This is a genomic window from Serratia sp. LTN-2 (genome assembly GCF_059740205.1).
In genome coordinates this window covers 78734-92798 of the sequence record NZ_JCAXDO010000012.1, presented here as the reverse complement: position 1 = coordinate 92798, position 14065 = coordinate 78734, and the positions used below count along the sequence as shown (strand labels likewise).

Below are 14065 nucleotides of genomic sequence, written 5' to 3'. Positions count from 1 at the left end.
GTTACTCCTTGAAATCACACATCAAATATTGGGTGAACTGCGCATCCGCGATGGGCAGCATCACTTTATAAAACCGCTTCTCATTACCCGTTTTGTCGCCCGCACACAGCACAATCGCCTGCCGCGCCGGATCGAAGGCGAAAAAAGCGCGAATCGGCCGCCCTTTGTGCTGAATACGCAGCTCTTTCATGTTGGGATGCAACGAGCCTTTCAGCACGTCGACAAAAGGCCGCCGAAGAGAAGGCCCGGCACGCTCGAGCATCACCAGCGCGGCCAGCACCTTTTCCTGCGTCGATTCATCCTGCTCACAGAGCCACCGATCAAACTCTTCCGTTGTCATTACCGTCCACATGACATCTCCTGATTATAGAGTACAATCTATGACAAAACGATAGACTGAAATATATAATTTTCTCCAGAGCGCCGTTGGCGTTTTGCCTGGCGACTCGCAAAAGAAACCGATAGGACCATCGTCTATCAAATAGAGGAAAGGAGAGGCAAATTTAGCGAAATGCCGATGTTTTCAGATGATTCTCCGATCGAGAGCGTGAGCCAGAACCTGTTACCACCCTGTAGAAAATGTTAAGTTTCCTAAAAATAAGGAGGCTTTTCGACATGGAACAGAAGTCCAGCAGCATCGCACCGGGCTATTGCATCGCCCAACAAACCGGTCCGCTCGCCTTCCACGCCAACTACCTGTTCGGTGGCAGGCCATCGGAAGCGGCACGCTTTTTTATGCAGCTCAATGCCGATACGCCGCTGGTTCAATCAGGGCAAATGCTGATCGTCGCCGATCCGCGCAATCATAATCAATCTACGCAGATCGCCGCCCTGATGCAGGCCAAGAGCCGCACCAGCAAAGCGGTGAAAGCCGGTGACAGCGATTTCTCCACCTTCTTGCACCGCAATTACGCCGCTATCGCCGCCTTCACCAGCTATGGGGAAACGGTCGTCGGGCTGGCTTCGGATGCCGGAGAACGCTACTTCAGCCAGATCAAAAATATCCTGGTTGAGATTGAAAAAACCTACCAAAATCAGTTCCGCACGAGTGGCGCGTTGATTGGCACCCAGTTTCAGGTGGAACGAGCGCGGCTGTTCGGTACATTAAAACCGTTACTGAATCGCCTTACTCGTGCTCAACTCAATATGAAAGAGTATGCGCAAATCAAACACGCGCTGGGGCTCTCCAGTAAATCGCTGGTGCATGAATGGAGCACCGCCGGCGTCGGCGCCATTAAGGGTTATTCGAACTACGTCGACAGCGCCAGCCGGGCGGCCAAGTTTATGAAAGCCGGCGGCTGGATCGGCATCGGATTGAGTGGGCTGAATACCACCAACGACGTCTACAATGCCTGCACCACCGGTCGCGAACAGGAGTGCGCCAAGATCGCGGTAAAGGGATACAGTCATTTTGCGGCGAGTACTGCGGCGGGGATTTTGGGGGGTGAAGGCGGTGCAATGTTAGCAATGACGGCTTGCAGTATCGTCTTAGGCGCCTCCACGTTTGGTACCGGTATTTTAGCTTGTGGTATAGCAGGCGCTGCTCTGGGTGGCGCAGCTGGCAGTTGGGGTGGCGGTGTAGCCGCCGACAGCATTACTGGTTTCATTTTTGGTGAATAATGAAAATCGCTATCGTCCTGTTCTTCACTCTGACATTGATTAGCGCCTTGGTGCAGTATCTTTGCTATCGGCGCTATAAAGACGAATTTTCTGAATTCTATCAACGTTATGTGCAAAGCGCCCATCCCTTGCCTCCATTTGTCATCTTCGCGGATAACCTTGGTTTGCTCGGTGTGTCTATTAAAGCGCAATGGTTCCGTTGGGTATTGAATGGCAGAAAAATAAGGATAGGGAAAAACGCTTTTCTGAGCTCAAAAACCTACGAATTCGTGAATGAAAACACATCTCAACATCTGAAGAGTTGGATTCGAAAAGACTTCATCTTAAGCGTGCTGAAAATGGGGTGTTTGGCGTTAATGTGTATTTTTGCTTTTTTGAGTAAGGCATAACGCCCCTTGAACCTTAGCCGGTGGCTTATGAAAACAGCATCACTTACTGCAGCCGTGCTGCTCTTACTTTGTTGGCTTGCTCAATATATTTACTCTCGTCGCTATAAACACGAGTTCGATGTTTTTTATCAACGCTATACCCAACAGGGCCACTTTGTCCCTGCTCACGTCGCAATTGCCGATGGCCTTGGCTCTTTAGGTACTTCCATCAAAGTCCAATGGTTCAGAGGGATCCTTTTCGGCAAGAAAATCAAGGTGAAGAAAAACCAATATCTTCCCGCCAAGACCTATGAATTTTTTCGTCTTTCATCATCTGAACGCTTGCAGACCTGGATGAAAAACAACGGCACGCTTTTGGCGCTGGAAGGCTTGTTCTTCATCATGGCATTGATCTTTATGATGATAACGAGAATGTCGTGATTCAGGCTGCTCGATGAAAACCCTTGTCATATTATGCTTAACGCTGCTGGTTCTAAGCGCCTTCATCCAGTTCATTGGTTACCGTCGCCATAAAAAAGATTTTGATGCTTTCTATCAGCGTTACGCCGGCAGCGGACATTTTATTCCGCCCTACGTCGCCTTTGCCGATAGCCTCGGCATGCTTGGAACCTCATTGAAAGCACAGTGGTTTCTTTGGATTCTGAAAAGGAAAAAAATAAAAATAAGGGATCAAGTTTGGCTCGATGCGAAAACCTACGATTTCGTGCAAAAAACCGCCTCTCCTGAGCTACAGAAGTGGCTGGCAATGGACTTTATACTTTTGCTCGTAGAGGCCATGATTACCACCGTGGGCTGTATTTTTATTTACCTCATCAATCATCAAAGTTGAGTAGACGCGTTGCTCCCCTCCACAGCCTGCACCGCCGCCTTCTGCGTGGCACGCTGATATAAGCACAGCTCCCTGCCCGGCTGGTTTTTCATAAACGGCTGCGGATAGCGCCCGCCAATAAACAGCGCCGAATAGCCGACGTCATCACCGTAGTGAATAATCGCCCCTTCCACCCTGGCGTTTTTTAGCGCGCTGGCCTACAGGCAGGCGGCGCGCATCGCCCGTTCGCTCTTGGCCCACGCCTGGGGGGAAGACGCAGTGGCGTTGAACGCGGCCAGCGCGGCGATAAGCAGCCCTATTCTCTTCATCGTTATCTCTCCTTCTACGGCCCGTCTCGCCAGTATAGACCGTGCCGACCCGGCCAACCCGCCGCGCTCTTTACGGCATTTTTATTCCGCGCCCCGTTAACGTTACGGCGTTTTTACAGACAGTTTTTGCCGCCGCAGATACCCTTTTCACATCGCCGCTATGGCCTCACAAGAGAGTTGTCTCATGCGTTTATCCCTGCCTCTGGCCGTGACCGGTCTTCGTTCTGGAGCACGCCATGCATGCTAATATCATCGGGTTCAATCCCCTGCTGGCGGAGCTGCCCGCTTCGCCGACGCGCGCCTTCCACAAAGAGCTGGAGCACTATCTGCAGCGCTATCCGGATACCGAACAGCTGGATATTTATCTGCACGATCTGAACGGCCAGCTGCGCGGCAAGCGGCTGCCGATCGCCGAAGCCTTTGGGCTGGAAAAAGGCTGCTACTTCCCGCTGTCGATTTACGCCATGGATCTGCACGGCCGGGTGGTAGAAGAAAGCGGGCTGGGGCAGCGGGCGGGCGAGCCGGACCGGCTATGCCTGCCGGTGCCCGGTACGCTGCGCCCCTGCGCGCGCGATCCCGAGCGCCACGCCCAGCTGCTGCTGACGATGCAAAACGCCGATGGCGACGCCTGCGAGCTGGAGCCGCGTGTGGTGCTGCAACGGGTGCTGAAGCGCCTGCACGAGCGCAACTGCTTCCCGGTGGTGGCGGCCGAACTGGAGTTCTACCTGCAGGATCCGCAGCACCCCGCCGAGGCGGAAACCTGCCCAACGCAGAGCTTCGCGGTGGATGCGCCGGAGCGCCACCATGCGCTGCTGAGCGACATCGAACGGCACGCCCGCCTGCAAAACCTGCCGTTGACCGGCGTGGTGGCCGAAGCCGCCTCCGGCCAGTACGAGCTGAACCTGCATCACAGCCGGCGCGTGCTGGAAGCCTGCGACCAGATCATGGCGCTAAAACGCCTGACGCGGCAAATTGCCGAGCAACATCACCAGCACGCCTGCTTTATGGCCAAACCCTGCGCCCACGCCGCCGGCAGCGGGCTGCACTTTCACATCAGCCTGCAGAACGAGCACGGCGAGAACCTGCTGACCGGCGCGCCGGGCGAACTGAACGACAACATGCAGCAGGCGATGGCGGGCATGCTGGCGCTGATGCCGGCGTCGATGGCGATCCTGGCGCCCAATATCAACGCGTTCCGCCGTTTCCGCCCCGGCATGCACGTGCCGCTGCGCGCCTCCTGGGGCCACAACAACCGCACGGTGGCGCTGCGCCTGCCCTGCGCCGACAGCGCCAACCAGCGCATCGAATACCGCCTGGCCGGCGCCGACGCCAACCCCTATCTGGCGCTGGCGGTGATGCTCGGCGGCCTGCTGCACGGGCTGGAACAGCCGCTACCGCTGCCGCCGGCCGCCAACGGCTGCGAGAGTGACAACGCCGCCCCCTTGCCGCTCGGCCAACAGGAGGCGCTGACGCTGTTCCGCTACAGCGATCCGCTGCGCGAGCTGCTCGGCCCGGCGTTCTGCACCCTGTGGCACACCTGCAAAAGCGCCGAACTGCGCCGCTTCGAGGAACAGGTCACCGCCGCCGAACTCGGCTGGATGCTGTAACCACCCGGTTCATTAACCTAAGGATAATCATGAAGATGCAACCGCAACCGGCGCCCGCGCAGCCGCTGCTCTGCTGGCGCAAAGGCGTTTTTCATATCAGCACCGACCGGCAGTTATTGGACATCGAGGCGATCCAGCGTTTCCTCAGCCTGCCGGATCGGGCGGCGGCCGAACGCCTGGTGCACCACGGCCTGTGCTTCGGCCTGTACCGCAAGCGCCACCTGCTCGGTTTCGCCCGCATGGTGACCGATTACGCCACCTTCGCCTCGGTGAGCGAACTGTTCGTCAGCGCCGAATACCGCGGCGTCGGGCTGGGCAGCTGGCTGACGCGCTGCTGCCTGGCGCATCCGGCCTTGCGCGGCCTGCGCGTCACGCTGCCCGCTCTGCAAGCCCCCTGGCGCGCCGATTGTTCGGCGCACGCCCCGCGCGCCCTTCACTGATAAGGAGCTCCTGATGTCTCGTTTAGTGCTGATTTCGAACAAGCAGTGCGACGGCAAGGATCTGGCCTGCGCCGGCCAGACGCTGGCGGCCGACGCCGAACCGGGGCTGTGGCTGGGCTGGAACGGCGACGTGCAGAATTTTGCGCAGCGCCCGATCAGCTGCCGCCAACGCGCCGGTTACGATCAGGTGACCTTCCCGCTGTCGATCGAGGAGTTCCGCCGCCACTATCAGGGCTACTACCACGACGGCCTGTGGCCGGTGTTCCACAACCAGCCGGAGAAGGCGCACTTCACGCCGGAAAACTACCGCGCCTACCGGCAGCTGAACCGCCATTTTGCCGATATCGCCTGCGAGCACCTGTGCCCCGGCGACATCGTCTGCGTCGACGACTACCAGCTGCTGCCCTGCGCCCAGGCGCTGAAGGAACAGGGGCTGCTAAACGCCTGCGCGTTCTTTTTCCACCTGCCGTTTCCGTCGGCGGCGCTGCTGCGACGCATCCCGGAACACCGCCAGCTGATCGCTTCGCTGCTGTTCTACGATCTGATCGGCTTTACCAGCACGGACGATCGCAACGCCTTTCTCAGTTGCCTGGCGGGCGAGTTCCCGCTGGAGATGCTGCCCGACGACCAGATCCAGGCCAACGGGCATCTATTCGCCACCGGCATTTTCCCCGCCGGCATCAACGGCAGGCAGGTTTATTGAGCTCAGACCGCCGGCGGCCGACTCTCTGGTTCAGGCCGCCAACCGCTCACCCCGTCAATCCAACCGTTCACCCGGCGAATCTGACCGCTGAGCGAAATACGCCTGTCTTCCCCCCTTACCCCCGGCGATGATGAGCTGTTCCTAAACCCGCCTTACCTCGGGAAAGACGCTACGGCTCGCCGCGCCACTCTGACATCTCTTACAAGCGGATGAGTTCATTCATATTTTGCAGACTGGAATTAAGGATACCTCATGAAACGAGAGGGGATTTTAAAGCACATTCCGTGGATGCTGCTGGGGATACTCGGCGCAGCCTGCCTTGGCGTGGTGGCGCTGCGCCGCGGCGAACACATCAGCGCGCTGTGGATCGTCGTCGCTTCGGTGGCGGTGTATCTGGTGGCCTACCGCTACTACAGCCTGTACATCGCCACCAAGGTGATGAAGCTGGACGCCGGCCGCGCCACCCCGGCGGTGGTCAACAACGACGGCCTGAACTACGTGCCGACCAACAAGAACGTGCTGTTCGGCCACCACTTCGCCGCCATCGCCGGCGCCGGGCCGCTGGTGGGGCCGGTGCTGGCCGCGCAGGTCGGCTACCTGCCCGGCACGCTGTGGCTGCTGGGCGGCGTGGTGCTGGCGGGGGCGGTGCAGGACTTTATGGTGCTGTTCATCTCCTCGCGCCGCAACGGCGCCTCGCTCGGTGAGATCATCAAAAAAGAGATGGGGCCGATACCGGGCACCATCGCGCTGTTCGGCTGCTTCCTGATCATGATCATCATCCTGGCGGTGCTGGCGCTGATCGTGGTGAAAGCGCTGGCGGAAAGCCCGTGGGGCGTGTTCACCGTCTGCTCTACCGTGCCGATCGCGCTGTTTATGGGCATCTACATGCGCTACCTGCGCCCCGGCCGCGTGGGTGAAGTGTCAGTCATCGGCATCGTGCTGCTGGTGGCCGCCATCTGGTTCGGCGGCGTGGTGGCGCACGACCCGTACTGGGGCCCGGCACTGACCTTTAAAGACACCACCATCACCTTCACGCTGATCGGCTACGCCTTTGTCTCCGCCCTGCTGCCGGTGTGGCTGATCCTGGCGCCGCGCGACTACCTGGCCACCTTCCTGAAAATCGGCGTGATCGTCGGGCTGGCGATCGGCATCGTGATCCTCAACCCTGAGCTGAAAATGCCGGCGGTGACCCAGTTTGTCGACGGCACCGGCCCGGTGTGGAAAGGCACCCTGTTCCCGTTCCTGTTCATCACCATCGCCTGCGGCGCGGTCTCCGGCTTCCATGCGCTGATCGCCTCCGGCACCACGCCGAAGCTGTTGGCCAATGAGACCGACGCGCGCTTTATCGGCTACGGCGCGATGCTGATGGAGTCCTTCGTCGCCATCATGGCGCTGGTGGCGGCTTCCATCATCGAGCCGGGCCTGTACTTCGCCATGAACACCCCGCCGGCGGCGCTGGGCATCACCATGCCGGATCTGCACCGCCTGGGCACCGAAGACGCGCCGATGATCATGGCTTCTCTGAAGGACGTGACCGTGCATGCGGCGGCGGCGGTCAGCTCCTGGGGCTTCGTCATCAGCCCGGAACAGATCCTGCAGACCGCCACCGACATCGGCGAACCTTCGGTGCTGAACCGCGCCGGCGGCGCGCCAACGCTGGCTGTGGGCATCGCCCATGTGTTCCACCAGATCATTCCGGGCGCCAACATGGGCTTCTGGTACCACTTCGGCATTCTGTTCGAGGCGCTGTTCATCCTGACCGCGCTGGACGCCGGCACCCGTTCCGGCCGCTTTATGCTGCAGGATCTGCTCGGCAACTTCGTGCCGTTCCTGAAGAAAACCGACTCGCTGGTGGCAGGTATTATCGGCACCGCCGGCTGCGTCGGGCTGTGGGGCTATCTGCTGTATCAGGGCGTGGTGGATCCGCTCGGCGGCGTGAAGAGCCTGTGGCCGCTGTTCGGCATCTCCAACCAGATGCTGGCCGCCGTGGCGCTGGTGCTGGGCACCGTGGTGCTGATTAAGATGAAGCGCACCCAATACATCTGGGTGACCGTGCTGCCGGCAGTGTGGCTGCTGATCTGCACCACCTACGCGCTGGGGCTGAAGCTGTTCAGCGACAACCCGCAGCTGGAAGGCTTCTTCTTCCTGGCCGGCGAATACAAGCGTAAGATCGCCGAAGGCGGCGCCGAGCTGAGCGCCCAGCAGATCGCCAACATGAACCACATCGTGGTGAACAACTACACCAACGCCGGGCTGAGCATTCTGTTCCTGCTGGTGGTGTACAGCATCATCTTCTACGGGGTGAAAACCGCGATGGCGGCGCACAAGAACCCGAAACGCACCGACCAGGAAACGCCTTACGTGCCGGTGCCGCAGGCCGCGCCCGCCGACGGCGTAACTGAGGGGGAGGTCAAAGTTTCGACCCAGCATTGATGTGATTTAACGGATACCCTGCATAATAAACGTTAAGTAGTACCCAAAGCCGCACGGCCTGCGTATCGCAAGATGCCAGGCGTGCGGCGCGATGCAATCGAGATACCCGGGGCGACCCGGAGGTGGGGCATCCCTGCGGGAACCCCATCCCCCGGCTTCCCCTAATATCAGGCTTAAGCAAGCGCTGTAGTGATGCAGGGTAAAGTTGGAGAAGGCTTATGTTCGGAAATCTCGGCCAGGCGGGGAAGTACCTCGGGCAGGCAGCGCGCATGTTGGTGGGCGTGCCTGACTACGATACCTACGTCCAGCACATGAAAGACAACCACCCGGACAAGCCGGTGATGACCTATAAAGAATTTTTCCGCGAGCGCCAGCAAGCGCGCTACGGCGGCGACGGCAAAGGCGGCATGCGCTGCTGTTAACCCGCAGTCACAAGGACCCGTATGAAACCCATTGCAGTCACCATCCTGACCGGCTTTTTGGGCGCCGGCAAAACCACCCTGCTGCGCCACATCCTGAACGCCGAACACGGCTATAAAATCGCGGTCATCGAGAACGAGTTCGGCGAAGTGCCGATCGACGACGCGCTGATCGGCGATCGCGCCAGCCGCATCACCACGTTGAGCAACGGCTGCATCTGCTGCAGCAAGTCCAACGAACTGGCAGACGTGCTGCTGGATCTGCTGGACGGCGTCGACAGCGGCCAGCTGGCGTTCGACCGGCTGATCATCGAATGCACCGGCATGGCCGATCCCGGCCCGATTACCCAGACCTTTTTCTCGCACGAGATCCTGTGCGAACGCTTCCTGCTGGACGGCATCATCACCCTGGTGGACGCGGCACACGCCGAGCAGCAGCTGAGCCAGTTCAGCATCGCCCAGGCGCAGGTGGGCTACGCCGACCGCCTTCTGCTGACCAAAACCGACGTGGCGCCGGACTGCGAGGTGTTGATCCAGCGGCTGCAGCGGATGAACGCCCGCGCGCCGGTGTATAAGGTGACGCACGGCGATATCGATCTGAGCGTGCTGTTCGACATCGAAGGCTTCACGCTGAACGACAAACTGAACCTGACGCCAGCCACCCCGCTGTTCCGCCGCATCCCACAGCCGCAGAGCGACATCCGCTCAATCGTGGTGACGCTGGAGCGCCCGCTGCCGCTGATGCAAATCTCCGAAGTGATGGAAGGCCTGCTGCTGGAATACGCCGACAACCTGCTGCGCTACAAAGGCATACTGTCTATCGAAGACGAGCCGCGCCGCCTGCTGTTCCAGGGCGTGCAGCGGCTGTATAACGCCGACTGGGATCGGGAGTGGCTGCCGGAGGAAGAGCGCAAGAGTACACTGGTGTTTATCGGCGTGGATCTGCCGGAGGAGGAGATTCGGGAGCGGATTGGAGGGTTGGGGTAAGCGAGAGATTGGATATGGGAGCCTGTGGGTGGGCTCCTTTATGGGCATATGGTGCTAATGGGATGGAGGGAGTGGTATTAGCCGTAGATTGGTTCCCACCTGTTTTTTCTTGCGATAATAAACCTACCGCCATCACATTCCATTTTATTAGCTTTAACCAATAAATATCACCTATGAATTTATGACTAATCATTTAATGCCGAGAGAACGGCGAACTGCGAACTGCGAGCTGCATTCCAATCCTAAAAGTAAATAAACTGTAATTCCATACAGCTTATTTTTTCCTTTTACTGATAACGTTATAGTTTTTCCGCTGCGGCAAAATCCGCAGCCGGAGTTAGCGTTCCGAATCCCCCACCCCTGTTCGAATATGATATAAATTCGAACATGCCGGTGCGCACCAAAACAATGGTGGCTCGGGCGGTGCTTCCTCCGGGAAGGCCGGTATCCGTTGGGGCCGGTACGCTAACGCCGTTCGAGCTACCACCCGAGTTTAGCGTCTCTTCTGGTAGCGGTATTTCTCACCCAATGGAAATAGCCGATATGGAAAACACTTACTTACCCAACGCTTCTGAAACCATCCCCAACACCCTTACCCTTTATCGCCAACTGTTTAACCACCTCGATCTCAGCACTTTTAACCCTTCGGAACTCTTAGACCTGGCTGCCCTCTCTGCCGAGCAGGCGGAAGGGCTGTGCCACGGGCTGATGCTGTTCGGCCACTTGCTGCTAAAGCATCCACAGTTGGATGCCGAAGGCTGGGAACAGTTGAATCGCTATCTCAACGCCACGGCGCATCTGGTTCCTGCGCTATGTAACCTTTATGGGCGGGCGTTGCGGGAGATGGAAGCCGTAGAACGATGAACTGTAGTAGCAGTGCTGGTTGTTGACCAGCACTGCTACACTAACCTCATTGTCTACATCCAGACCTGAAGGAAATTTACTGGATATTTATCCATACACCTTTCAACTGGGTATAGTGAGTGATAAGCTATCACTAAGTCGTTCCACATTTGGAAAATGTTATTATGCAAGAGTTTCAAGAGTATGCCAGAAAGCTGCGTGTCGAAGCAGAACATCAGCAACAAACCAGACAAGAGCAAGACAAAGCTCTGGTCGAGAAACTGGTAGAAGTTTATGATCAAAAAGCCATAGCTGAGCTTTTACGTGAGGTCAGCGGGAGCTACGAGTGGACTCGTGAGTCACTCAATCGTTGGCTGAAGGGGAAAACCCCACAAAAAGTTTTGACAGAGGAAGAGTTCAAGTTACTTAGATCGATGTTGCCGGAACCTTCCCGGTTTCACCCCAACTACAAATTCCGTTTTATCGATCTGTTTGCTGGTATCGGTGGCATTCGCAAAGGTTTTGAAGACATCGGTGGGCAGTGCGTATTTACCAGTGAGTGGAACAAAGAGGCAGTTCGTACCTACAAAGCGAACTGGTACTGCGATCCTGAACATCACAAATTTAATTCAGATATACGTGAAATAACTCTTAGCGAAGATAATGATGTCTCCGTTCAGGATGCATATAAAAATATAGATAAAGAAATCCCTGATCACGATGTATTACTCGCAGGCTTCCCCTGCCAGCCATTCTCCCTTGCAGGGGTATCCAAGAAGAACTCGCTGGGCCGTGCTCACGGTTTCGAGTGTGAGACTCAGGGTACGTTGTTTTTTGATGTTGCACGGATCATTGCGGCCAAAAAACCTGCAATCTTTTTGCTAGAAAACGTTAAAAATCTTAAAAGCCATGATAAAGGAAAAACATTTAAAATTATCATGGAAACGTTAGATGAATTAGGTTATGAAGTTGCTGATGCTCAGGCTTCAGGCCCCAGCGATCCTAAAATCATCGATGGAAAAAACTTCTTGCCTCAACATCGTGAACGTATTGTGTTAGTGGGATTCCGACGCGATCTCAATATTCATAATGGTTTTACATTGAACGATTTACATCGTTTCTTCCCAGAGAATCGCCCATCTTTCGGTGAGTTATTAATAGAGAACCCACCTGAAAAATATATTCTTACGGAGCATCTATGGAAGTATTTGTATAACTACGCAAAAAAACATCAGGCTAAAGGAAATGGCTTTGGTTTTGGCTTAGTCGATCCGAAAAACAAAACAAGTATTGCCAGAACGCTCTCAGCACGCTATCACAAAGACGGTTCAGAGATTCTCATCGACAGGGGCTGGGACATGAAGCTCGGTGAAACAAATTTCTCGGATCCCAAAAACCAAGCCAACAGACCACGCCGTTTAATGCCCAAAGAATGCGCCAGAATTATGGGTTTTGAAAAACCTGATGGCGAGTCATTCCGCATCCCTGTTTCAGATACTCAGGCATACCGGCAGTTCGGTAACTCAGTCATTGTTCCCGCTTTTGCAGCCGTTGCTAAGTTGCTTGAACCTTACATTGTTTCTGCTGTTGAAAAAGATAGCAGTAAAGCGGCTTGAGGTAAAAAATGGCTGATGTGCATCCTCCCGCAGTTAGAAGTAAAAATATGCGGGCCATACGCAATCAAAATACAGCCATTGAGAAAATGCTATCCCAGCTTCTGGACGAAGCAGGGATAGCTTACCGTACTCAAGCTACAGACCTGCCAGGTAAGCCTGATTTTATTCTCGATGAATATAAAGCCGTCATCTTTGTTCATGGATGCTTCTGGCATCACCATGATTGCTATCTGTTCAAGGTACCAGCTACAAGAACAGATTTTTGGCTAAAAAAAATTGATTCAAATGTGAAACGAGATAATAAAGTCAAGAAATTATTATCAGAGCAAGGGTGGCGCGAGTTGATTATCTGGGAGTGCGCCATGAAAGGACGGCTCAAGCTTTCAACCAGAGCACTTTCAGAAAGAATTGAAGAATGGTTATGCGCAAGTGAGCACCACGCCTGTATAGATACTAAAGGCATTCATCATCTAAATGACTAGTTCATTAACCTTTCATTCTGCATAGGGAAAACCCAAAAACCCAGCCAAAATCAAAAATATCATCTTCTATCATCGACATCTATCTTACAAAATGGATAATAGTCCCATGATAATTATTCATGTATCGATGAGAGGCGTTAAGTGTCGAACTTTCAAAATTGGCTAAATGAAAAGTCATCAAATAATTGGTATATTCACATAAAACGGCTTTCTGCAAACGATACAGGTGCTACGGGCGGCCATCAATCAGGTGTTTACCTACCGAAGAACGCAGCAAATTTTTTGTTCCCTTCAATTAACAGAATCGATGAAGAGAATCCCTCTGTAGAACTTCTCGCTAAAACACTTTCCCACAATGTCAGCGATACACAAGTTAGAGCTGTCTATTATAACAGCAAACCGAGAACTCTTAACCCCAAGGGCAGGAATGAAACACGAATTACCTGCTGGGGTGGTAAAAAAAGCCCACTTCAAAGCCAGAAAAATACAGGCGCATTAGCTATATTCTGCTTCTCTGCATCCGATAATCTAAAAGACTGTGATCTTGTCGAAGTATGGGTATGCAACTCCATTGATGAAGAAGACTTAGTTGAAACAATTATTGGAGAAGTACTTCCTGGAACCGCATTATCAGGCTTATCGACACAACTTCTTGGCGGTTTCGCTATCGATGATACAAACTGGAAATCTCGGAATTATAAAATACCCGAGCACTGGAAAGTAACATTCCCTAGCGGAAGCGAGATCATTGAATATTTACCAAAAATATTTAAGTTTAAGAATGAAACTCCTGACAAACTTTTATTAGAGAGAAGAGAAAAAGAATACGATCTATTCCGCCAAATCGAAGAGCTTCATGTTCTTGACAAAGTTAAAGAGGGTTTTGATTCTGTTGAAGAGTTCATTGAGCTCGCAAACTCAGTAAGCAATCGCCGTAAATCTCGCTCAGGAAAATCTCTTGAAATGCATCTCGAGAAAATTTTCATCGCCAACGGTCTAGTAAAATTCACAACGCAGAGTGTTACAGAAGGAAAGAAGAAACCTGATTTTCTTTTCCCTTCAGGAGCAGACTACCACAACCCAGCTTACCCTGCGGAAAAATTAAGGATGCTTGCGGTTAAAACAACATGCAAAGATCGCTGGAGACAAGCCCTTAGTGAAGCTGACCGCATCGATAAAATACACTTATTCACTCTGCAGGAAGGTGTTTCAATCAATCAGTTTCAAGAAATGAAAAATGCTGGGGTTACATTAGTGGTACCGAAACCATTACACGAAAAATATCCAAAAGGAATAAGAAATGAATTAATTTCATTACATGAATTCATTGAGGATACGAAGAAAGAGAGTGGGGAGTGATGTTATCTAAAACTCTCGTAACCAGAACCA

The 14065-nt window shown here is 54.4% G+C and carries 15 protein-coding genes and 1 pseudogene; 14 read left to right on the top strand and 2 right to left on the bottom strand.

Annotated elements, in window-relative coordinates; all coding sequences use genetic code 11:
- Window position 1 precedes the first annotated feature (1 nt).
- Window positions 2–352, bottom strand: a complete 351-nt coding sequence (locus AC6BYQ_RS20385; RefSeq protein WP_019453271.1) for a type II toxin-antitoxin system RelE/ParE family toxin — start codon at window positions 350–352, stop codon at window positions 2–4.
- Window positions 353–615: 263 nt separating this feature from the next.
- On the opposite strand from AC6BYQ_RS20385, the gene AC6BYQ_RS20380 reads away from it, so the two are divergent.
- Genes AC6BYQ_RS20380 through AC6BYQ_RS20365 form a run of 4 tightly spaced genes read left to right on the top strand, consistent with a single transcriptional unit; the run spans window position 616 to window position 2838 of the window.
- Window positions 616–1620: a hypothetical protein gene (locus AC6BYQ_RS20380; RefSeq protein WP_498057455.1), complete on the top strand. Its 1005-nt coding sequence runs from the start codon at window positions 616–618 to the stop codon at window positions 1618–1620.
- Entirely contained in the window at window positions 1620–2009 is a 390-nt protein-coding gene (locus AC6BYQ_RS20375) for a hypothetical protein (RefSeq protein WP_063918084.1), read from the top strand. Before AC6BYQ_RS20380 ends, AC6BYQ_RS20375 begins: the two co-directional genes overlap by 1 nt.
- Before the next feature lie 27 nt (window positions 2010–2036).
- On the top strand, window positions 2037–2429 hold the full coding sequence (locus AC6BYQ_RS20370; RefSeq protein WP_498057454.1) for a hypothetical protein: 393 nt from the start codon (window positions 2037–2039) through the stop codon (window positions 2427–2429).
- 13 nt (window positions 2430–2442) lie between these two features.
- A complete protein-coding gene (locus tag AC6BYQ_RS20365) occupies window positions 2443–2838 on the top strand; it encodes a hypothetical protein (RefSeq protein WP_498057453.1) in 396 nt (131 codons plus the stop codon).
- Here the strand turns inward: AC6BYQ_RS20365 and AC6BYQ_RS20360 are convergent.
- Window positions 2829–3146 (bottom strand): annotated as a pseudogene (locus tag AC6BYQ_RS20360) (hypothetical protein). The gene AC6BYQ_RS20365 and the pseudogene AC6BYQ_RS20360 sit on opposite strands and share 10 nt — an antisense overlap.
- A 236-nt stretch (window positions 3147–3382) precedes the next feature.
- On the opposite strand from AC6BYQ_RS20360, the gene AC6BYQ_RS20355 reads away from it, so the two are divergent.
- From AC6BYQ_RS20355 to AC6BYQ_RS20310, 10 genes are all read left to right on the top strand, one after another.
- Window positions 3383–4753, top strand: a complete 1371-nt coding sequence (locus AC6BYQ_RS20355; protein WP_498057452.1) for a glutamine synthetase family protein — start codon at window positions 3383–3385, stop codon at window positions 4751–4753.
- Window positions 4754–4782: 29 nt separating this feature from the next.
- A complete protein-coding gene (locus AC6BYQ_RS20350) occupies window positions 4783–5193 on the top strand; it encodes a GNAT family N-acetyltransferase (RefSeq protein ID WP_197667682.1) in 411 nt (136 codons plus the stop codon).
- A gap of 13 nt (window positions 5194–5206) precedes the next feature.
- Entirely contained in the window at window positions 5207–5896 is a 690-nt protein-coding gene (locus AC6BYQ_RS20345; RefSeq protein ID WP_063918078.1) for a trehalose-6-phosphate synthase, read from the top strand.
- A 252-nt stretch (window positions 5897–6148) separates the two neighbouring features.
- A complete protein-coding gene (locus tag AC6BYQ_RS20340) occupies window positions 6149–8329 on the top strand; it encodes a carbon starvation CstA family protein (protein WP_154747166.1) in 2181 nt (726 codons plus the stop codon).
- A 218-nt stretch (window positions 8330–8547) separates the two neighbouring features.
- Window positions 8548–8751 carry a YbdD/YjiX family protein gene (locus AC6BYQ_RS20335; RefSeq protein WP_004953088.1) on the top strand — a complete coding sequence of 68 codons (204 nt, stop codon included), beginning with the start codon at window positions 8548–8550 and terminating at the stop codon, window positions 8749–8751.
- A 21-nt stretch (window positions 8752–8772) separates the two neighbouring features.
- Window positions 8773–9735 (top strand): GTPase, encoded by a 963-nt coding sequence (yjiA, locus tag AC6BYQ_RS20330; RefSeq protein WP_498057451.1) that lies wholly within the window; start codon window positions 8773–8775, stop codon window positions 9733–9735.
- 543 nt (window positions 9736–10278) lie between these two features.
- Entirely contained in the window at window positions 10279–10599 is a 321-nt protein-coding gene (locus AC6BYQ_RS20325) for a hypothetical protein (protein ID WP_498057450.1), read from the top strand.
- A gap of 164 nt (window positions 10600–10763) precedes the next feature.
- Complete coding sequence (locus AC6BYQ_RS20320) at window positions 10764–12194, top strand: DNA cytosine methyltransferase (RefSeq protein WP_498057449.1); 1431 nt, start codon at window positions 10764–10766, stop codon at window positions 12192–12194.
- An 8-nt stretch (window positions 12195–12202) separates the two neighbouring features.
- Window positions 12203–12676, top strand: a complete 474-nt coding sequence (locus AC6BYQ_RS20315; protein WP_498057448.1) for a very short patch repair endonuclease — start codon at window positions 12203–12205, stop codon at window positions 12674–12676.
- Window positions 12677–12817: 141 nt separating this feature from the next.
- Window positions 12818–14035 carry a type II restriction endonuclease gene (locus tag AC6BYQ_RS20310; protein ID WP_498057447.1) on the top strand — a complete coding sequence of 406 codons (1218 nt, stop codon included), beginning with the start codon at window positions 12818–12820 and terminating at the stop codon, window positions 14033–14035.
- The last annotated feature ends 30 nt before the right edge of the window (window positions 14036–14065 follow it).

What these genes read in the sequence shown, in the direction of transcription:
- AC6BYQ_RS20385 (WP_019453271.1), bottom strand. Translation starts at nt 352, where the DNA reads ATGTGGACGGTAATGACAACGGAAGAGTTTGATCGGTGGCTCTGTGAG.
- AC6BYQ_RS20340 (WP_154747166.1), top strand. Translation starts at nt 6,149, where the DNA reads ATGAAACGAGAGGGGATTTTAAAGCACATTCCGTGGATGCTGCTGGGG.
- AC6BYQ_RS20355 (WP_498057452.1), top strand. Translation starts at nt 3,383, where the DNA reads ATGCATGCTAATATCATCGGGTTCAATCCCCTGCTGGCGGAGCTGCCC.
- AC6BYQ_RS20350 (WP_197667682.1), top strand. Translation starts at nt 4,783, where the DNA reads ATGAAGATGCAACCGCAACCGGCGCCCGCGCAGCCGCTGCTCTGCTGG.
- AC6BYQ_RS20315 (WP_498057448.1), top strand. Translation starts at nt 12,203, where the DNA reads ATGGCTGATGTGCATCCTCCCGCAGTTAGAAGTAAAAATATGCGGGCC.
- AC6BYQ_RS20345 (WP_063918078.1), top strand. Translation starts at nt 5,207, where the DNA reads ATGTCTCGTTTAGTGCTGATTTCGAACAAGCAGTGCGACGGCAAGGAT.
- AC6BYQ_RS20365 (WP_498057453.1), top strand. Translation starts at nt 2,443, where the DNA reads ATGAAAACCCTTGTCATATTATGCTTAACGCTGCTGGTTCTAAGCGCC.
- AC6BYQ_RS20320 (WP_498057449.1), top strand. Translation starts at nt 10,764, where the DNA reads ATGCAAGAGTTTCAAGAGTATGCCAGAAAGCTGCGTGTCGAAGCAGAA.
- yjiA (WP_498057451.1), top strand. Translation starts at nt 8,773, where the DNA reads ATGAAACCCATTGCAGTCACCATCCTGACCGGCTTTTTGGGCGCCGGC.
- AC6BYQ_RS20375 (WP_063918084.1), top strand. Translation starts at nt 1,620, where the DNA reads ATGAAAATCGCTATCGTCCTGTTCTTCACTCTGACATTGATTAGCGCC.
- AC6BYQ_RS20335 (WP_004953088.1), top strand. Translation starts at nt 8,548, where the DNA reads ATGTTCGGAAATCTCGGCCAGGCGGGGAAGTACCTCGGGCAGGCAGCG.
- AC6BYQ_RS20370 (WP_498057454.1), top strand. Translation starts at nt 2,037, where the DNA reads ATGAAAACAGCATCACTTACTGCAGCCGTGCTGCTCTTACTTTGTTGG.
- AC6BYQ_RS20380 (WP_498057455.1), top strand. Translation starts at nt 616, where the DNA reads ATGGAACAGAAGTCCAGCAGCATCGCACCGGGCTATTGCATCGCCCAA.
- AC6BYQ_RS20325 (WP_498057450.1), top strand. Translation starts at nt 10,279, where the DNA reads ATGGAAAACACTTACTTACCCAACGCTTCTGAAACCATCCCCAACACC.